The sequence below is a fragment of the Actinomadura spongiicola genome (assembly GCF_003432485.1).
In the GTDB taxonomy this organism is placed as follows: Bacteria; Actinomycetota; Actinomycetes; order Streptosporangiales; family Streptosporangiaceae; genus Spirillospora; species Spirillospora spongiicola.
Genome location: NZ_QVNQ01000004.1, coordinates 44,594 through 62,701, shown reverse-complemented (window position 1 = coordinate 62,701; position 18,108 = coordinate 44,594). Strand labels below are relative to the sequence as shown.

Below are 18,108 nucleotides of genomic sequence, written 5' to 3'. Positions count from 1 at the left end.
GGCACCCCTCTGGAGCGGCCATGACCGGCACCGGCGCGATCCGTCCGCTGCCGATCGCGGTCGACACGATGGGCGGCGACCACGCCCCTGAGGAGATCATCGCGGGCGCGGTGGAGGCGTCCCGCGAGCACGGCGTCGGGCTCGTCCTGGTCGGGCAGGCCGCGCGGATCCGCCAGGAGTTGGAGCGCTACGACGCCGTCGGCAAGATCCCGATCGTGCACGCGGACGAGGCCCTGGACATGGACGAGGGCGCGCTGGCCAGCTGGCGCAAGCCCCGCTCGTCCATCGCGATCGCCTGCCATCTGATCAAGCAGGGGCGGGCGTCGGCGCTGGTGTCGGCGGGCAGCACCGCCGGGGTCGTGGCGACGTCGCGGCTGCGGTTGAAGGGCCAGCAGGGCGTGATGCGGCCCGCGATCGCGGTGACGTTGCCGACCCGACCGCGTCCGACGATCCTGCTGGACGCGGGCGCCACCGCGGACGTCAAGCCCGAGGGTCTGGTCCAGTTCGCGGCGCTCGGCACCGCGTACGGGCAGATCCTGCTGGGGCTCGACCGTCCCACGGTCGGCCTCCTCAACATCGGCGCCGAGCCGGGCAAGGGGAACAAGGCGACGAAACGGGCCCATGAGCTGCTGTCCGGCGGCGGCAACCACGGCATCGAGTTCGCGGGCAACATCGAGGGCCACGACCTGCTGAGCGGCCGCGTCGACGTCGTCGTCACCGACGGCTTCAGCGGCAACATCGCGCTGAAGACCATGGAGGGCACGATCCGGACCGCGTTCGGCGAGGTCCGGGAGACGATGACCACCGGCACCGCCGCGCGGATGGGCGCCCTGCTCCAGCGCCGCCGGATGCGGGACCTGCGGGACCGCTTCGACCCCGACACCTACGGCGGCGGCGTCCTGCTCGGCCTGAACGGCACGATCGTGATCGCGCACGGCGCCTCCCGCGCCCGCGCGATCACCTCGGCGTGTGAACTGGCGCACCGGCTCGCCGCCGGGCGGATCGTGGAACGGATCCGCGAACAGGTCGCGCTGACCCGCACGTCCCGGTTCGGCCGCAGAACGCACGGCGAACGCGACAGCACCGATGAACCACTCGGAGACCTCGGGCCCGTTCAGAAACAGCCTTAGCCACCGCGCGAGCGCGTTACCTGGTCGAGGTGGCGACGCCGAAGGCGAGCCTCCTCGACCAGATCGCGAAGCGATGCAGCGCTCGCACGATTACGGGCAGGGCTGCGAGCCGCCAGGCGAGTAGCCCTGCCCGGAATTAAACAGACACAGCCGATAGCCTTGGGGGATGTCCGACCCGCAACTCGTACTCGCCGCCCGGGTCCAGGCCGCGCTGGCCGCCGCCTTCGGACCGTCGTACGCGGACGCCGACCCGGTCATCCGGCCGTCGTCGTTCGCCGACCTTCAGGCCAACGTGGCGTTGCCGCTGGCCAAGAAGCTGGGCCGCAAGCCACGAGAGGTGGCCGAGGAGATCGTCGCGAACCTCGACACCGGCGGTGTCGTGTCCGACGTGCAGGTCAGTGGGCCCGGCTTCATCAACCTGACGCTCAGCGACACGTGGATCGCGGCGGAGGCGCAGCGGGCCCTGGAGGACGAGCGGCTCGCCGTCCCCCAGGTCGACAAGCCGCAGAAGGTCGTCGTGGAGTACTCCTCGCCGAACGTGGCGAAGGAGATGCACGTCGGGCATCTGCGGACCACGATCGTCGGGGACGCCATCGCCCGCGTCCTGGCGTTCCTCGGGCACGACGTCGTCCGCGACAACCATGTCGGCGACTGGGGCACCCCGTTCGGGATGCTGATCGAGCACCTGCTCGACCTCGGTGAGGACGCCGCCGCGCGGGGCGACGCGTCCGTCCGCGACCTGACCGCGTTCTACCAGGCCGCACGGCTGAAGTTCGACGGCGACGAGGAGTTCGCCGACCGGTCGCGCAGGCGGGTCGTGGCGCTCCAGGCGGGCGACGCGGAGACGCTGCGGCTGTGGAACATCCTCGTGGACGTGTCCAAGCAGTACTTCAACGACGTCTACGGGCGGCTCGGCATCACGCTCACCGACGACGACATCAAGGGCGAGAGCTTCTACAACGACCTGCTGGGCCCGACCGTCCGGGAACTGGAGGACAAGGGCATCGCGGTGGTCAGCGAGGGGGCGCTGTGCGCGTTCCCGCCCGGGTTCACCGGACGCGAGGGCGAGCCCCTCCCCGTGATCATCCGCAAGAGCGACGGCGGCTACAACTACTCCACGACCGACCTCGCGACGATCCGGTACCGGGTCGACACCGAGCATGTCGACCGGATGATCTACGTGGTCGGCACGACGCAGGCGCTGCACTTCCAGATGGTGTTCGCCGTCGCCCGGATGGCCGGTTGGCTGGACGACGACGTCCGGGCCGAGCACGCCCAGATCGGCAACGTCCTCGGCACCGACGGCAGGCTGCTGCGGACCCGGGCGGGCGGGACCGTCAAACTGTCCGAACTGCTGGACGAGGCCGTCGAGCGGGCCGGGGTGGTGTTCGACGAGATCCAGCACGACGAGCCGTTCGACGACGCGACCCGCGCGGAGATCGTCCGGGACGTCGGCATGGGCGCGGTGAAGTACGCCGACCTGTCGGTGGCCCGTGACAGCGAGTACATCTTCGATCTCGACCGGATGATCTCGTTCAACGGCAAGACGGGCCCGTACCTCCAGTACGCCACGGCGCGGATCAGGTCGATCTTCCGGAAGGGCGGCCTGGACCCGCGGGACGCGACCGGCCCGATCGTTGTCGGCCATCCCGCGGAGCGGGCGCTCGCCCTCGAACTCCTCGGGTTCGGCGCGGTCCTCCAGCAGGCCGGGGACACCGCCGAGCCGCACCGGCTGGCGAGCTACGTCTACGCGGTCGCGGACGCCTACACGACCTTCTACGAGAACTGCCCGGTGCTGAAGGCCCCCGACGAGGAGACGAAGGCGTCCCGCCTGGCCCTGTGCGCGGCGACACTGCGCACACTCGTCACCGGCCTCGACCTCCTCGGCGTCCCCACCCCCGAGCGCATGTGATCCACGTCCCGCCCACGGTCACCGGGTAGACAGGGTCACTGGGTGGACACGGTCCCCTGTGGGGACATGTCGCCTTGGGCGGGCGTGCGTTCGCGGGTGATGTGTTCGCGGACGGCAGGGACGATCTCCAGCGCGAACTCGGGCAGTTGCTCGGGGGCGCCGCCGAACAGGAACGTGTCGACGCGGTGGCCGATCGCCAGTTCGGCCAGTTCGTAGACCCACTGGCGCGGCGGACCGTGGAGGAAGCCGCGGGTCTCCCGCCCGTCGATCGTTCCTTCGCAGACGTAGACGCGGCGGATCTCGCCGGGGTCGCGGCCCGCCTCGGCGGCGGCGGCGTCGAGACGCCGCTGCCCGTCGGCGAGCCGGTTCGGCGGGACGAGCGACGACGGCGCGATCCAGCCGTCGGCGACGCGTCCGGCCAGGGCGAGGCCGCGGGGCCCGGTGACACCGAGCCAGATGCCGATCGGGTGTGCCGGGGCCGGGCCCGCCTGCAACGCCGTGAACCGGTGGTGCTCGCCCTGGAACCGGAGCCCGTTCTGGTCGCTCCAGTGCATCCGGATGATCTGCACGGCCTCCGCCAGGGCGCTCAGCGCCGCGGTCCCGTCGCCGGGTCGTGTCCCCCCGTACGCCTCGACGCCCTCCAGGGACAGTCCCGCGCCGAGGCCGAGCTCGACGCGGCCGCCGCTGAGCCGGTCCATCGTCGCGATCGCCTTCGCCAGGACGGCGGGCGGGCGCAGCGGCAGGCACGCCACCGCGGGCAGCACCCGGATCCTGGAGGTGGCGGTCAGCGCCGCGGCCAGGACCGTGACGGCGTCGGCGGTGCCGCGCCGGTACGGCTGGTCGCGGACGCCGAGGAAGTCGAGGCCGAAGCGGTCGGCGTTCCGCGCGATGTCGAGCAGCGGGGTCGACGCGTCAGGTTCGAGGGAGACCCCGAACCGCAGCGTTCCGCGGCCCGTCATTGGAGATAGCCTTCGACCTCGTCGGGCGGCCTGACGTCCTCGTCGCCGGGATCCTCACCGGCCTCCAGCCGGGCCCGGCGGCGGCGCAGCAGGTCCCAGCACTGGTCGAGTGCGACCTCCAGCCGTTCCAGCCGCCGGTGCTCCTCCTCGCGGCCGAGTTCGCGGCGCTGGTAGCGCTCCCGGAGCCGCTGCTCCTCGCCGACGTACTCGCTGATGCGCTCCAGGATGTCCTTCTCGTCCATGGCCTTTCAGCGCTCGCGCCCGGCGGTGAGCCCGCTGAGGAACCCGCCGTCGGTCCGGGTCGAGTGCTGGAGTGAACCGGGCTTCGGGTCGACCATGGGCGAGGCGGGCGACGCGGGCGACGCGGTCGCCGTCCGGGACGTCCCGGATCTGGCGGACCCCTTCGCCGTGCCGGACCTGGCCTTCGTGGTCGTCCGGGTCGACGACGAGGTGGACTTGCGGGCCGCGGACGTCCGCGGCTTCGCCGTGGTCGTCTTCTTGGCCGTGGTCGACTTCTTCGCCGTGCCGGACGTCTTGGACCCGGCCGTCCGCCGCGACGTCGTCGTCGACTTCGTTCGGCTGGACGCGGCCGACGTCGACTTTCGCGCCGTACCCGACTTGGACGCCGTGCCCGACCGGGACGACGTGCTCTTCTTCGCCGCCGTGCTCCGGCTTCCGGTGCTCTTGGCGGTGGTGGTGATGACCTTGGCGGCCGCGTCCATCGCCTTGGCGGCGTCGGACATGGCCTTGGTCGCGCTGGTCATCGCCTTGGTCATGGCCGTCATGGCCTTGGCCGACGAGGACGCCTTGGTCGCGACCGACTTCATCTGCGTCGCGGCGGTCTTGGCCTGGCTCGCGGCCTTGGTCACCCGGGTCGCGGCGGTCGAGGACGTCCGGCTGGACGCCGCGCTCGTCCTGCGCGCCGTGCTGCTCTTGGCGGCCGGCTTCTTGGCCGCCGTGCTCTTGGACGAGCCCCTCGTCGTCTTCGACGTGCTCTTCGGACTGCTCTTCGTACGTGACGCCGTCTTGGTAGGCACTGATCTCCCCCCCGTGATGATCAGATACGGGGAGATCTATTCCACACTTTGTGACGCTCTACACACGGCGCGTCATTTCCTCTCAGACGCCCATGGGATGCCAGACGGTCTTGGTCTCCAGGAACGCCGTCATCCGGGCGGTTCCGGGGTCGGCCGTCCAGCCGGTCTCGGCGCCGCGAAAAACGCGCTTGAGGTTCCCGGCGGCGTCGCTCTCCAGGGCACGGACGTCCTCGGCGGCGGCTCCGGTGAGGTCGAGGGCGTTGACGTCCATGTGGGAGGCGAGCCACGGCGCGATCTCGGCGCGGCGCCCGGTGAGGACGTTGACGACCCCGCCGGGAAGGTCGGACGTGGCAAGCACCTCGGCCAGCGTGATGGACGGCAGCGGCGCCGGTTCGGACGCGACGACCACGCACGTGTTCCCGGACACGATCACCGGGGCGACCACGGAGACGAGCCCGAGCAGCGGCGAGTCGGGCGCGAGGACGGCGACGACGCCGGTGGGTTCGGGTGCGGAGAAGTTGAAGTACGGCCCCGACACCGGGTTCGCGGCGCCCGTCACGGCGGCGAGCTTGTCGGCCCACCCGGCGTACCAGACCCACCGGTCGACGGCCGCGTCGACCTCGTCCGCGGCGTCGCCCTTGGACGCCCCGGCGCGGCGGAGTTCGCCGACGAACTGGTCGCGGCGGCCCTCCAGCATCTCGGCGATCCGGTACAGGATCTGCCCACGGTTGTAGGGGGTCCGTCCGGACCAGCCGGGGAACGCCTTGCGGGTGGCGGCGACGGCGTCGCGGGCGTCCTTGCGGGACGCCTGCGAGGCGTTGGCCGTGAACCGCCCTTTCGCGTCGGTGACCACGTACGACCTGCCGGATTCCGATCGGGGGAACGCGCCGCCGATGAACAGTTTGTAGGTCTTGCGAACGGCCAGCCGTTCGGGCATCCGGTCAGACACTGAGGTAGCCCTCCAGTCCGTGGCGTCCGCCCTCGCGGCCGAACCCCGATTCCTTGTAGCCGCCGAACGGGGCCGCCGGGTCGAACTTGTTGAACGTGTTGGCCCACACGACTCCGGCGCGCAGCCGCTGCGCCGTCCACAGGATCTGGGCGCCCTTCTCGGTCCAGATTCCGGCCGACAGCCCGTACGGGGTGTTGTTGGCCTTGGTCACGGCCTCGTCGGGCGTCCGGAACGTCAGGACCGACAGGACGGGCCCGAAGATCTCCTCCCGCGCGATCCGGTGCGACTGCGCCACGTCGGTGAACACGGTCGGCGCGAACCAGAAGCCCCGCGCGGGCAGCTCGCACGGCGGCGACCAGGCGGTGGCGCCCTCGGCCTCCCCCGCGGCCGACAGCTCCCGGATCTTGGCGAGCTGCTCGGCGGAGTTGATCGCGCCGATGTCGGTGTTCTTGTCGAGCGGGTCCCCGACGCGGAGCGTCGCCATCCGCGCCTTGAGCCGTTCGAGGACCTCCTCGGCGACCGATTCCTGGACGAGCAACCGCGACCCGGCGCAGCACACGTGCCCCTGGTTGAAGAAGATGCCGTTGACGATGCCCTCGACGGCCTGGTCGAGGGCGGCGTCCTCGTAGACGATGTTGGCGGCCTTGCCGCCGAGTTCCAGCGTGAGCCGCCTGCCGGTGCCCGCCAGGACGCGGGCGATCTCCCGCCCCACCTCGGTGGACCCGGTGAAGGCGACCTTGTCGATCCCGTCGTGCGCGACGAGCGCGCGGCCGGTGTCGCCCGCGCCGGTGACGATGTTGACGACGCCGGGCGGCAGGTCGGCCTGCCGGCAGATGTCGGCGAACAGCAGCGCGGTCAGCGGCGTGGTCTCGGCGGGTTTCAGCACGACGGTGTTGCCGCACGCCAGCGCGGGCGCGATCTTCCAGGCGAGCATGAGCAGCGGGAAGTTCCACGGGATGACCTGCCCCGCGACGCCCACCGGTCGCGGGTCGGGTCCGAACCCGGCGTGGGCGAGCTTGTCGGCCCATCCGGCGTAGTAGAAGAACCACGCCGCCACCAGGGGGACGTCCACGTCCCGCGACTCGCGGATCGGTTTGCCGTTGTCGATCGACTCCAGCACCGCCAGCTCACGCGACCGTTCCTGGACGAGACGCGCGATGCGGTACAGGTACTTGGCGCGTTCCCGTCCCGGCATCGGGCCCCACACCGTGTCGTAGGCGGTGCGGGCGGCCTTGACCGCGCGGTCGACGTCGCTCTCGTCGGCGCGGGCGACGTCGGCGAGGACGCTCTCGTCGGCCGGGTTGATGGACTTGAACGGTTCGCCGTGCCCGTCCACGAACTCGCCGTCGATGAACAGCCCGTAGGAGGCGCGGATGTCGACGACGGCGCTCGACTCGGGCGCGGGGGCGTACTCGAAGACCATGGTCAGTCCAACGTGAAGTAGTCGGGACCGGAGTAGACGCCGGTGGACAGTTTGCGGCGCTGCATGAGCAGGTCGTTCAGCAGGCTGGACGCGCCGAGCCGGAACCATTCCGGCGTCAGCCAGTCGGGCCCGGCGGTCTCGTTCACCAGCACCAGGTACCGGACGGCGTCCTTGGTGGTGCGGATGCCGCCCGCCGGTTTGACGCCGACCTGCCGTCCGGTGGCGGCCCGGTAGTCGCGGACGGCCTCCAGCATCACGAGCGTGACGGGCAGCGTCGCCGCCGGGGAGACCTTGCCCGTCGAGGTCTTGATGAAGTCGGCTCCGGCCCGCATCGCCAGCCATGACGCGCGCCGGACGTTGTCGAGCGTGGCCAACTCGCCCGTCTCCAGGATGACCTTGAGGTGGGCCGTGCCGCACGCCTCCTTGACGGCCGTGATCTCGTCGAACACCTTCCCGAGGTCGCCGGCGAGGAAGGCGCCCCGGTCGATCACCATGTCGATCTCGGCGGCGCCCGCCGCGACCGCCGCCCGCGTGTCGGCGAGCTTGGCCTCCAGCGGGGCCCGGCCGGACGGGAACGAGGTCGCGACGCTCGCCACCCCGATGCCGGTGCCCGCGAGGGCCCGGACGGCGACGTCCACCAGGTCCGAGTACACGCACACGGCCGCGACCTTGGGCACCGTCCCGTCCGAGGGGTCGGGACGGGCCGCCTTGGCGCACAGGGCCCGCACCTTCCCCGGCGTGTCCGCGCCTTCCAGCGTGGTCAGGTCCACCATCGAGATCGCTAGGTCGATGGCCTCGGCCTTCGCCGTGGTCTTGATCGACCGGGACGCGAGCCGCGCGGCCCGCTCCTCGGCTCCCACCCGGTCGACGCCGGGCAGCCCGCGCAGGAAGGCGCGCAACTCGGCGGCGCCGTTCAGAGTCTCCGTTGACACCTCCCCAGCATCGCCGAACCGGGCGGTACGCACAAAGCGAATGGTCGTTGACATCCGACAGTGCCATACAGCTAAAGTACTAACATGATAGTTCAATGGAGGTGCCGGTGATCGAGTTCCATCTGGACTCCGGGTCGGGGGTATCGCCGTACATGCAGATCGTCCGGCAGGTGAAGCACGCCCTGCGGCTCGACCTGCTGCACGAGGGCGACCAGTTGCCGACCGTCAAGGACGTGGTCGCGCAGCTCGCCATCAACCCCAACACCGTCCTGAAGGCGTACCGGGAGCTGGAGCGGGAGGGTCTCGTCGAGCCCCGGCCCGGGGTCGGCACCTTCGTGACGCGCACCCTCGCGGGCGACTCGCTCGCCGCGCACGGCCCGCTGCGCAAGGACCTGGAGCGCTGGCTCGTCAAGGCGCGGATGGCCGGAATGGACGACGAGAGCATCGAGGCGCTGTTCATGACCACATTTCGGTCCGCCCGCCAGGAGGACATAGCATGACCGCCGCTCTGGAGGCCCGCGGGCTGGGCAAGAAGTACGGGAAGCGGTGGGCGCTGTCGGACTGCACGCTCGACCTTCCGGCCGGACGGGTCATCGGCCTCGTCGGGCCGAACGGAGCCGGGAAGACGACCCTGCTGAACCTCGCCGTCGGGCAGCTCGCCCCCAGCGCGGGCAGCATCCGCGTGCTGGGCGGGCGTCCCGCCGACGGACCGGGCCAACTCGCCAGGGTCGGATTCGTCGCGCAGGACACGCCCACCTACGCCGGGTTGAGCGTCGCCGACCATCTCCGGCTCGGCGCGCGGCTGAACCCGGGCTGGGACGACGCGATCGCCCGTGAGCGCCTGGAGCGGCTCGGGCTCGACCCCGCGCGCCGGGCCGGGAAGCTGTCCGGCGGGCAGCGGGCCCAGCTCGCCCTCACGCTCGGCATCGCGAAGCGGCCCGAGCTGCTGATCCTCGACGAGCCGGTCGCCGCGCTCGACCCGCTGGCCCGCCGCGAGTTCCTCCAGCATCTGATGGAGGCGGCGGTCGAGCACTCCCTCAGCGTCGTGCTGTCGTCCCACCTGGTGTCCGACCTGGAGCGGACGTGCGACTACCTGGTCGTGCTCGTGGACTCCCGGGTCAGGGTGGCCGGGGACGTCGACGACCTGCTCGCGACCCACCACCGCCTGACGGGCCCGCGCCGCGACCCGGCCACGCTGCCCGGTGACCAGCAGGTCGTGTCGGAGAGCCACACCGACCGGCAGAGCACCCTCATCGTCCGGTCGGAAGGCGCGATCCACGACCCCGCGTGGACGGTCGGCCAGGTCGGGCTGGAAGACCTCGTCCTCGCCTACATGAGCGACACACCCACCCGTTCCACGCTGGAGGCCGTTCGATGATCTGGCTGACGCTACGGCAGTTCCGCGTCCAGGCCGCGGTGGTGTTCGGCGGGCTCGCGGTCCTCTGCGCCGCTCTCGCGATCACCGGCCCCGGCATGGCGGACGAGTTCAACAGCGGGTTCGCCTCCTGCACCGCGCAGGGTGACTGCTCGCGGTTCACCCGGCGGTTCTTCGAGGACCACGAGATGGCCTTCGGCGCGGTGATCCTCATCGTCGCGTTCCTGCCCGGCCTCATCGGGATCTTCTGGGGCGCGCCACTGATCACCCGCGAGATCGAGCAGGGCACGCACCGGCTCGTCTGGAACCAGAGCATCACGCGGACCCGCTGGCTGGCCGTCAAGCTCGCCGTCGTCGGCGTGGCCGCCATGGTCGCCGCCGGGCTCGCGGCACTGGCCGCGGACTGGTGGTCCGATCCCATCGACAAGGCCGCCAGCGACGACATCTCGCGGATCACGCCGCTGGTCTTCCTCTCGCGCGGCATCGTCCCGATCGGCTACGCGGCGTTCGCGTTCGCGCTCGGCGTCACCGTCGGTGTTATCGTCCGCAGGACGCTGCCGGCCATGGCGATCACGTTGGCCGTCTTCGTCGGCCTCCAGGTCGCGGTGCCGATGTGGATCCGTCCCAACATCATCCCGGCCGAGAGCAAGATCGTGGCGATCACGTCCGAGAACCACGGGGAGATGATGATGATGCGGGAGGAGGGTGACAAGGCGTTCCTCCAGGTCGAGGTGGAGCCGGAACCGAGGGCCTGGACGTTCACGAACGAGACGGTCGACTCGTCCGGGAAGAAGGTCGGCCGGCTACCCGTCTCCGTCGCCGCCGGGGCCCCGTGCGCGCCGCCGCCACCGGGTCCGGACGGCGAGCCTCCGGAGGGTCCGTCGCAGGCGTGCTTCGACGACCTCGCCAAGAAGGGCTACAAGCAGAAGGTGGCCTACCATCCGGCCGATCGTTTCTGGCCGCTCCAGTGGGCCGAGACCGGTCTGTTCGTGGTGCTGGCCCTGGGGCTGACGGGCCTCTGCTTCTACTGGACGCGCCGCCGCCTTTCCTGACCACCGTCCTGGCCCTCTCCACCGACGGGGGCGAGGGCCAGGGAGCGCGGTGATCCAGCGGGTCAGGGGGCAGGGTCAGGGGGTCAGGGTGAGGGCGCGTTCGAGTCGTTCGGCGGTCGCGCGCAGCCGGTGCGCCGATCCCGCGATCCGGGGGAGCCTGCCGGGTGGGCACGAGATGGCGAGGGCGCCGACGACGGTGCCGGTGGCGTCGGTGACCGGGACGGCGGCGCAGCCGGTGCCGAGGGCGTACTCCTCGCGGTCGAACAGCAGCCCGCCGCAGGGTTCGAGCGAGCGGAGCAGCCGTCCCGGTTCGGTGATGGTGTTCGGGGTCAGGTCGACCAGCGGATGCCGGGACAGGTAGTCGCGACGGCCGTCGTCGTCGAACTGGCTGAGCACGCATTTGCCGATGGCGGTGGCGTGCGCGGCGTCCTCGAAGCCGACCCACAGGTCCACGCGTGGGGTGCGGGGGCCGTCGGCGATGTCGATCAGGCGGATCTCGTCGTCCTGGAGCATGGAGAAGTAGCTGGCGGCGCCCAGTTCGTCCCGCAGGGACGCAAGGGCGGGGCGAATGCTCGCGAGCAGCCGTTGCCTCCGGCTTTGCCCGTGCAGGGCCCCGATGCGCTCGCCGAGGACCCACACGCCGTCCGACAGCCGGGCCGCGTAGCCCTCGTGGGCGAGGGTGCGCAGCAGATGGTAGGTCGTGGCGAGCGGAAGATCGGCCTCGCGGGCGAGCCGCTTGGCGGGCGCTCCGTTCGGATGCGCCGCCACCGCCTCCATGAGACGCAGAGCACGCTGCACCGAGGCGATAAGAGTGGGCCTGCGTATCTCACTCATCACGCACAGCGAACCCCTCTGGCCCGGTCGTATCAAGGCCTTCGGTGACGGTTGAGCCCATTGCATCATTTCCGGCGCGACTCCGGGCGGGGTTTCCGGATCCGGACTTGGGAAAAGCCGTGCTCATGACCAGGACTACTCGGCAGTACAACTGGGGAGTAACTGCGGGAAACGGGCATGTCTCCCACAAGGAGCGCGCATGAGCCAGACGGAGCGGGCACAGCAGACCCGGCGGCAGACCCACCGGCGGACCGGACGGCAGACGCAGCCGGAACAGGGCCGCGGGCACGTCGACGAGCGGACGGCGCGGAAGGTCGCCGAGGAGGCGCGCGAGACCGAATGGCGGCTGCCCAGCTTCGGGCGGCAACTGTTCCTCGGTGACCTGCGCCTCGACCTCGTCCACCCCCATCCCCGGCCTGACGAGGAGTCGCGCCGCAAGGGCGAGGAGTTCCTCGCCGCCCTCACCGAGTTCTGCGCCTCGAAGATCGACGGGACGGCGATCGAGCGGGAGTCGCGCATCCCGGACGACGTCATCACCGGGCTGCGGGCCCTCGGCGCGCTCGGCATGAAGATCCCGGAGAAGTACGGCGGGCTCGGGCTGAGCCAGCTCTACTACGGCCGCGCCCTGATGGTCGTGGCGTCCGCCAGCCCCGCGATCGCCGCGCTGCTGTCGGCGCACCAGTCCATCGGCGTCCCGCAGCCGGTCAAGCTGTTCGGGACGCGCGAGCAGAAGGACCTGTGGCTGCCGCGCTGCGCCACCGAGATCAGCGCGTTCCTGCTCACCGAGCCCGACGTCGGCTCGGACCCGGCCCGGCTGCGCGCCACCGCCGTCCCCGACGGCGACGACTACGTCCTGAACGGCGTCAAGCTGTGGACGACCAACGGCGTCGTCGCCGACCTCGTCGTCGTCATGGCGCGCGTCCCGAAGTCGCCGGGCCACCGCGGCGGCATCTCCGCGTTCGTCGTCGACATGTCCACGCCCGGTATCACCGTCGAGAACCGCAACGCGTTCATGGGGCTGCGCGGCATCGAGAACGGCGTCACCCGCTTCCATGACGTCCGCGTGCCGGGGTCCGCCCTGATCGGCGCGGAGGGCGCGGGCCTGAAGATCGCCTTGACCACGCTCAACACCGGGCGGCTCTCGCTGCCCGCGACCTGCGCGTCCGCCGGGAAGTGGGCCGCCAAGATCGCGCGGGAGTGGTCGCGGGAGCGGGTGCAGTGGGGGCGGCCGGTCGGCGAGCACGAGGCCGTGTCCAGGAAGGTCGCGTTCATCGCGGCGACCGCGTACGCGATGGAGGCGATGCTGGACCTGTCCGGCCAGCTCGCCGACGACGAACGCAACGACATCCGCATCGAGGCCGCGCTGGCGAAGCTGTGGTCGTCGGAGATGGCTTACCGGGTCGCCGACGAGCTGGTCCAGTTGCGCGGCGGACGCGGCTACGAGACCGCCGAGTCCCTCGCGGCGCGCGGCGAGCGCGGGGTGCCCGCCGAGCAGTTGCTGCGCGACCTGCGCATCAACCGGATCTTCGAGGGCTCCACGGAGATCATGCATCTGCTGATCGCGCGGGAGGCGGTGGACGCGCACCTGTCGGTGGCAGGCGACATCATCGACCCGGACGCGACCGCCGCGCAGAAGGCGCGGGCGGCGATGAAGGCCGGCGGCTTCTACGCGCGCTGGCTGCCGACGCTGGTCACCGGCGCGGGGCATCGCCCGACCTCGTACGGCGAGTTCGGGCCGCTCGCCAAGCACGTGCGGTACGTCGAACGCGCGTCCCGCAAGCTCGCCCGGTCGATCTTCTACGCGGCGGGACGCTGGCAGGGCGGCCTCGAACGCCGGCAGGGGTTCCTCGGCCGGATGGTCGACATCGGCGCCGAGCTGTTCGCGATGAGCGCGGTGTGCGTCCGCGCCCACGCCGACGCGTCCGAGGCGGGCCCGCCGGTCAGCACCAGCACGCCCCACCCCGGTGAGTCGGCCGTGCTGCTCGCCGACGCGTTCTGCCGCCAGGCGCGCGTCCGCGTCGAGGAGCTGTTCGACGGGCTGTGGCGCAACACCGACGCGATGGACGTGAAACTCGCGCGGGCCGTGCTCGCGGGGGAGTTCGCCTGGGTGGAGGACGGCGTTCTCGACGCGTCCATCCCCGGTCCGTGGATCGCGTCGTCCGAACCGGGGCCGAGCGAGCGGGAGGACGTCCACCGCACCGTCGGCTGACCCGCCCGTGCCGAGCACTCGTGTCGGGCGTCACTGGCGAGGGTCTACGCGGCGGTAGACTGGCGCACCTTCGTGCCGGAGATCAAAGGTCCCGGAAGCCGAACGCCAACGCACCGAGCGAGCGGGAAGTATGCAGTCACCTGGTCAGAAGAAGTCCATCGCCGGAACCCTCCTCAACCTCGTCGGCAGCCGCCAGAAACGGCGCGAGCCGGAGCCGGGGGGGCCCGAGCCGGACGGGGACGTGGTCCAGCCCGCCGCCGGAGAAGGGGCGCTGGAGAACCATCTGGGCGGGGACGAGGCCCGCAACTACCGCAAGTACGAGTACGACACCGTCGCGCCGCACGTCGGGCGGTCCATGCTGGAGGTCGGCTCCGGGCTCGGGCACTTCTCCGAGCAGTTCGCCGGACGCCTCGACTACCTCGTCGTCAGCGACAACGACCCGTACTGCGTCGGTGAGCTGCGCAAACGCTACGAGGGCAACGACGACGTCGAGGTCATCGACCTGGCACTGCCCGCGGACATCGAGATCCGGCAGAAGGTCGACACCGTCGTGATGATGAACGTCCTGGAGCACATCAAGGACGACGCGCAAGCACTGCGGGACCTCGCCGCCGTCACCCAGCCCGGCGGCCGGATCGTGATCTGGGTTCCCGGCTACATGCAGCTCTACGGGGACTTCGACCGCAAGGTCGGCCATGTCACCCGGTACACCCCGGCGACGCTGGAGGAGACCGTCCGCGCGGCGGGTCTCGTTCCCGAGGTGCTCAAGCCGATCAACTTCCTCGGCGGCATCGCCTGGTGGTTCGCGGTCCGTCGCGGCGGCGCGGGCTACCCGGACCCGAAGCTCGTCAAGATCTACGACCGGACGGTCGTGCCGCTGACCCGCGTCATCGAACGGTTCGTCCGGCCGCCGTTCGGCCAGACGGTCTTCTGCGTCGCCCGCGTACCGCGCTGACCTGCGACGACCATGGTTCACGGAGACCGGTAACCGCGCACGGTCAAGCGCCGTCACCAAATTCCGTCCGCCGATCGGTATGTCGTCCGCCGCTTCGGGGCCTCCGTGCCGCGACACTGTGTAGTGGCCGGAACGGTCCCGGGACGCCTCTCCAGGCGGCGAAGCACCGCCTGCTTCCGCGGGCCGGGGCCGCGACGGCCGGCCACGTAGTTCCCGTGTGGTCCGACGGTTCGGAGGCGGGGGTCCTGGGAGGGGAGATCCCCGCCGCCGGATCAGGCACGGATCAGGCACCCACCCGGGTACCGGCCGTGCCGGGCTCGAACCCGGAACGGAACAGCGCCAGCCGGTGCGCCTTCGCGGCGGCCTCGCCGCGGCTCGTCACGTCCAGCTTCCCGAGGATGTTGGAGACGTGCACGCTGGCCGTCTTCACCGAGATGAACAGCGCCTCGGCGATGTCGCGGTTGCTGCGTCCCTCCGCGACCAGCCGCAGCACCTCGTACTCGCGGGGCGTCAGGCCGAGTGGCGCGGTCGTGTCGCTCCGGCGCGGGGACCGGGTGCGGCGCAGCAGGTCGGCCACCTGTTCGGCGAGCGGCGCGGCGCCGAGTTCGCGGGCCAGCTCCGCCGCGGCGCCCAGCCGGTCGGCGGCCGCGTCGTGGTCGCCGCCCACCAGCGCAGCTTCTGCCGCGCGGTACAGGGCCCGCGCCCGGTAGTACGGGTTGCCGAGCCGCTCCCACGCCGCAGCGGCCTCGTCCCACGCGGCCCGGTCGAGCACGCCGCGGGCACGGCCCAGCTCGGCGGCGAACGTCAGGCTGTAGGCCAGTTGGAGCGGCCCGCTGTTGCGAAGCCCGTTCGCGCGCTCCTCGATCCGCCGCAGCCAGGCGGCCGACGCGTCGAGCGCGCCGGGCGCGCCGGCGGGAGTGGCGGCGGCCAGTTCCGCGCAGGCCGACGCACCGGCGATCAGCGCGGGCCAGGCGTAGCGGGCGTCGTCCGGGAGACCGCCGTGGTCGAGGACGGGCCCGACCGAGTCCAGCGCGGCCTCGGGACGTCCTTCGGCGAGCGCGATGTTGGCTTCGAGCCAGAGCATGGTGAAGTAGTCCTGGGTCTTCAGCCACCGCATCTTGAGGTTCAGGATCTCCCGGGCCATGACCAGCCGCGCCCGGGCCGTCTCAAGGTCGCCGCGCGCCAGCGCCACCCAGCCGGACAGGACGAGCAGCGACGTGCGCGTCGTCACCGCCGGGTCCTGTTCCATGGCGTGGTTCAGGACGGCGAGTGCCTCGTCCCAGCGGCCGAGCGACACCAGCGGCTCGGCCTCGTTGATGGACATGAACGTGCCCTGCGTCCGCGCCACCCCGTACTGGCGGGCGAGTTCCTTGCCGCGCGCCGCGACCGCGACGGCCTCCTCGTGGCGTCCCGCGCCCTCCAGGAAGTGCGACTTGATCACGTGGTAGCGGAGCAGCACCCGCTGGTTGCCACTGCGTTCCACGGTCTCCTGGACCTGGAGCAGCTGGGCGTCGCTCGAGTACTTGATGTCGGCGCAGAACCCGGTGATCAGCGCCTCGGCCTCGGTGACGGCGTCCCCGACCCGCCGCGCGGTCGCGAGGGACTCGGCCGCCGCCTTGAGGGCCTCGTCGATGTGGGTGGTGATGCGGACGTAGTTCCCCAGCGTGGCCAGGGTCCGCGCCCGCGCCGCGGACGGCGGGTCGGTGGGCAGCGCGTCCACCGCGGCGCGCAGGTCCTCGACGAAGCCGGGACGGGCCATCTGGTAGCGCATCCGGCCGCGCAGCTCCAGCAGCCCCGCCCGGCGCTCCGGGTCGGGGTCGGGGTCGTCCTCCAGCTCGCGGAGCGCGGCGGTGGCGAGCTTGATGCCGCGGTCGAACTCCCCCGCCTGGTCCGCGGCCGCCGCCGCGTCCTGGAGGACCTTGACGTGCGTGGCCTCGATGCGCTCCCCCGCGTCGGGCACCTGGTCCCACAGTTCCAGGACCCGCGACAGCATCGCCAGGCACTCGGCGTAGGCGACGGCCTTGCGGGCCTCGGCGGCGGCGCACCAGGACGAGACCAGCGCCGATGTGCTGTCGTGTGCCGCGTTCCAGTGGTGGCTCAGCTCGACCCACAGCCGCCCCGCCGGAACGAGCCCGGGGTCCTCCTCCAGGGCCTCCGCGTAACGCTTGTGGAGCCGCGTGTACTCGCCCGGCAGCAGATCCTCGTGGACGGCCTCGCGGATCAGCGCGTGCCGGAACGCGTAGCCGTCTCCGTCCACGACGAGCACGTTCGCGGCGACCGCCGGGCGCAGCACCCGGGTCAGCGCCGCGTCCCCGAGCCCGGTCACGGCCGACAGCAGCGCGTGTTCGATCCGGGTGCCGCCGCCGCTGGCGTCGCGCAGGACGTCCTGGGTCTCCTCCGGCAGCCGCTGCACGCCGGCCAGCAGCAGGTCGCGCAGCGATTCGGGCAGCTCGGACGCGAGCGTGCCGTCATCGTCGAGCAGCGCCTCGATGAACAGCGGGTTGCCCTCGCTGCGGGTGGCGACACGGTCGACCAGGCTCATGGACGGCGGCGCGCCGAGCAGTTCGGCGACGAGCGCGGCGACCTCCGTGCGCGACAGCCGCTCGATCCGTACGCGGCGCACCCGTTCGGCCCGCTCCAGCCCGGCGAGCAGCGGACGCAGCGGATGGGTGCGGTGCAGTTCGTCCGTCCGGTAGGTCACCACGATCAGGACCGGCGCGGTGCCGAGGTTGCGGACCAGGAAGGACAGCAGGTCACGGGTGGACCGGTCGGCCCAGTGGGCGTCCTCGATGACCAGCAGGACCGGTTCGCGCTCCGCCAGCCGTTCCAGCAGCACGAGCATGACCTCGAACAGCCGGGCGCGCTCCTCGTCGGACGCCTCGTCGGACTCGGGCTCCCCGAACTCGGGCAGCAGCCGGGCGAGGCCGCCTGTGTCGCCGCGCGGCACGAGCCCCGCGACGCCGTCGATGCCGATGTCGCGGACCAGGCCCCGCAGGACGGTCGTGAACGGCGCGAACGGCAGACCGTCCGAGCCGAGTTCCAGGCAACCGCCGACGAGTACCTTCGCCCCTTGCACGCCGCCGGTGAACTCGCGGATCAGACGGGTCTTGCCAAGGCCCGCGTCACCGCCGACGAGCACGGCCCCCGGTGCGGTCGCGAGCGCGTCCGCCAGCTCCGCCAACTCCGCCGACCGCCCGACCAGGACAGGACTCATCGCACGTGCGCTCACGTACCAAGCATGCCAAACAGATCAGACAATCCCACCTGAATTTCCCGGCGCGCGGCATGGGTCGCGCGCCGCGACCGGTCGGCTGCCGGTGAGGTTCGTGTGGTGGCCGTGG

15 protein-coding genes are annotated in these 18,108 nt (G+C 71.6%); 7 read left to right on the top strand and 8 right to left on the bottom strand.

The window, feature by feature from the left end:
* Positions 1-20 precede the first annotated feature (20 nt).
* Positions 21-1,130: a phosphate acyltransferase PlsX gene (plsX, locus tag D0T12_RS13085; RefSeq protein ID WP_233526023.1), complete on the top strand. Its 1,110-nt coding sequence runs from the start codon at positions 21-23 to the stop codon at positions 1,128-1,130.
* Positions 1,131-1,296: 166 nt separating this feature from the next.
* Positions 1,297-3,042: an arginine--tRNA ligase gene (argS, locus tag D0T12_RS13080; RefSeq protein WP_117399848.1), complete on the top strand. Its 1,746-nt coding sequence runs from the start codon at positions 1,297-1,299 to the stop codon at positions 3,040-3,042.
* Positions 3,043-3,077: 35 nt separating this feature from the next.
* Here the strand turns inward: argS and D0T12_RS13075 are convergent, their stop codons facing one another.
* The 6 genes from D0T12_RS13075 to deoC all read right to left on the bottom strand — a co-directional run bounded on the left by D0T12_RS13075 (position 3,078) and on the right by deoC (position 8,342).
* Positions 3,078-4,001 carry an LLM class flavin-dependent oxidoreductase gene (locus D0T12_RS13075; RefSeq protein WP_117399847.1) on the bottom strand — a complete coding sequence of 308 codons (924 nt, stop codon included), beginning with the start codon at positions 3,999-4,001 and terminating at the stop codon, positions 3,078-3,080.
* Positions 3,998-4,243, bottom strand: coding sequence for a DUF2630 family protein (locus D0T12_RS13070; RefSeq protein WP_117399846.1), 246 nt, complete (start codon positions 4,241-4,243; stop codon positions 3,998-4,000). Before D0T12_RS13070 ends, D0T12_RS13075 begins: the two co-directional genes overlap by 4 nt.
* A 6-nt stretch (positions 4,244-4,249) precedes the next feature.
* On the bottom strand, positions 4,250-5,038 hold the full coding sequence (locus tag D0T12_RS13065; RefSeq protein ID WP_117399845.1) for a hypothetical protein: 789 nt from the start codon (positions 5,036-5,038) through the stop codon (positions 4,250-4,252).
* A gap of 82 nt (positions 5,039-5,120) precedes the next feature.
* A complete protein-coding gene (locus D0T12_RS13060) occupies positions 5,121-5,975 on the bottom strand; it encodes an aldehyde dehydrogenase family protein (RefSeq protein WP_117399844.1) in 855 nt (284 codons plus the stop codon).
* A gap of 4 nt (positions 5,976-5,979) precedes the next feature.
* The gene (locus D0T12_RS13055; protein WP_117399843.1) at positions 5,980-7,410 is read right to left on the bottom strand and encodes an aldehyde dehydrogenase family protein; all 1,431 of its coding nucleotides are present in this window, start codon (positions 7,408-7,410) and stop codon (positions 5,980-5,982) included.
* Between the two features lie 2 nt (positions 7,411-7,412).
* The gene (gene deoC / locus D0T12_RS13050; protein WP_233526022.1) at positions 7,413-8,342 is read right to left on the bottom strand and encodes a deoxyribose-phosphate aldolase; all 930 of its coding nucleotides are present in this window, start codon (positions 8,340-8,342) and stop codon (positions 7,413-7,415) included.
* Between the two features lie 95 nt (positions 8,343-8,437).
* On the opposite strand from deoC, the gene D0T12_RS13045 reads away from it, so the two are divergent.
* Genes D0T12_RS13045 through D0T12_RS13035 form a run of 3 tightly spaced genes read left to right on the top strand, consistent with a single transcriptional unit; the run spans position 8,438 to position 10,769 of the window.
* On the top strand, positions 8,438-8,842 hold the full coding sequence (locus tag D0T12_RS13045) for a GntR family transcriptional regulator (protein WP_199487437.1): 405 nt from the start codon (positions 8,438-8,440) through the stop codon (positions 8,840-8,842).
* The gene (locus tag D0T12_RS13040; RefSeq protein WP_117399841.1) at positions 8,839-9,720 is read left to right on the top strand and encodes an ABC transporter ATP-binding protein; all 882 of its coding nucleotides are present in this window, start codon (positions 8,839-8,841) and stop codon (positions 9,718-9,720) included. The genes D0T12_RS13045 and D0T12_RS13040 overlap by 4 nt, the downstream gene beginning before the upstream one ends.
* Complete coding sequence (locus D0T12_RS13035; RefSeq protein ID WP_117399840.1) at positions 9,717-10,769, top strand: ABC transporter permease subunit; 1,053 nt, start codon at positions 9,717-9,719, stop codon at positions 10,767-10,769. The genes D0T12_RS13040 and D0T12_RS13035 overlap by 4 nt, the downstream gene beginning before the upstream one ends.
* Before the next feature lie 75 nt (positions 10,770-10,844).
* On the opposite strand, the gene D0T12_RS13030 is transcribed toward D0T12_RS13035, so the two are convergent.
* Positions 10,845-11,603: an IclR family transcriptional regulator gene (locus D0T12_RS13030; protein WP_117399839.1), complete on the bottom strand. Its 759-nt coding sequence runs from the start codon at positions 11,601-11,603 to the stop codon at positions 10,845-10,847.
* Between the two features lie 199 nt (positions 11,604-11,802).
* Here D0T12_RS13030 and D0T12_RS13025 point away from each other — a divergent pair, with 199 nt between their 5' ends.
* Positions 11,803-13,812 (top strand): acyl-CoA dehydrogenase family protein, encoded by a 2,010-nt coding sequence (locus D0T12_RS13025; RefSeq protein WP_117399838.1) that lies wholly within the window; start codon positions 11,803-11,805, stop codon positions 13,810-13,812.
* 130 nt (positions 13,813-13,942) lie between these two features.
* Entirely contained in the window at positions 13,943-14,767 is an 825-nt protein-coding gene (locus D0T12_RS13020) for a class I SAM-dependent methyltransferase (RefSeq protein ID WP_117399837.1), read from the top strand.
* Between the two features lie 283 nt (positions 14,768-15,050).
* On the opposite strand, the gene D0T12_RS37150 is transcribed toward D0T12_RS13020, so the two are convergent.
* Complete coding sequence (locus D0T12_RS37150) at positions 15,051-17,996, bottom strand: helix-turn-helix transcriptional regulator (protein ID WP_325050786.1); 2,946 nt, start codon at positions 17,994-17,996, stop codon at positions 15,051-15,053.
* Positions 17,997-18,108 lie beyond the last annotated feature (112 nt).

Excerpts from the sequence above, each read along its gene's own strand:
- plsX (WP_233526023.1), top strand. The coding sequence starts at position 21 with ATGACCGGCACCGGCGCGATCCGTCCGCTGCCGATCGCGGTCGACACG.
- argS (WP_117399848.1), top strand. The coding sequence starts at position 1,297 with ATGTCCGACCCGCAACTCGTACTCGCCGCCCGGGTCCAGGCCGCGCTG.
- D0T12_RS13075 (WP_117399847.1), bottom strand. The coding sequence starts at position 4,001 with ATGACGGGCCGCGGAACGCTGCGGTTCGGGGTCTCCCTCGAACCTGAC.
- D0T12_RS13070 (WP_117399846.1), bottom strand. The coding sequence starts at position 4,243 with ATGGACGAGAAGGACATCCTGGAGCGCATCAGCGAGTACGTCGGCGAG.
- D0T12_RS13060 (WP_117399844.1), bottom strand. The coding sequence starts at position 5,975 with ATGCCCGAACGGCTGGCCGTTCGCAAGACCTACAAACTGTTCATCGGC.
- D0T12_RS13055 (WP_117399843.1), bottom strand. The coding sequence starts at position 7,410 with ATGGTCTTCGAGTACGCCCCCGCGCCCGAGTCGAGCGCCGTCGTCGAC.
- D0T12_RS13045 (WP_199487437.1), top strand. The coding sequence starts at position 8,438 with ATGGAGGTGCCGGTGATCGAGTTCCATCTGGACTCCGGGTCGGGGGTA.
- D0T12_RS13040 (WP_117399841.1), top strand. The coding sequence starts at position 8,839 with ATGACCGCCGCTCTGGAGGCCCGCGGGCTGGGCAAGAAGTACGGGAAG.
- D0T12_RS13035 (WP_117399840.1), top strand. The coding sequence starts at position 9,717 with ATGATCTGGCTGACGCTACGGCAGTTCCGCGTCCAGGCCGCGGTGGTG.
- D0T12_RS13030 (WP_117399839.1), bottom strand. The coding sequence starts at position 11,603 with ATGAGTGAGATACGCAGGCCCACTCTTATCGCCTCGGTGCAGCGTGCT.
- D0T12_RS13025 (WP_117399838.1), top strand. The coding sequence starts at position 11,803 with ATGAGCCAGACGGAGCGGGCACAGCAGACCCGGCGGCAGACCCACCGG.
- D0T12_RS13020 (WP_117399837.1), top strand. The coding sequence starts at position 13,943 with ATGCAGTCACCTGGTCAGAAGAAGTCCATCGCCGGAACCCTCCTCAAC.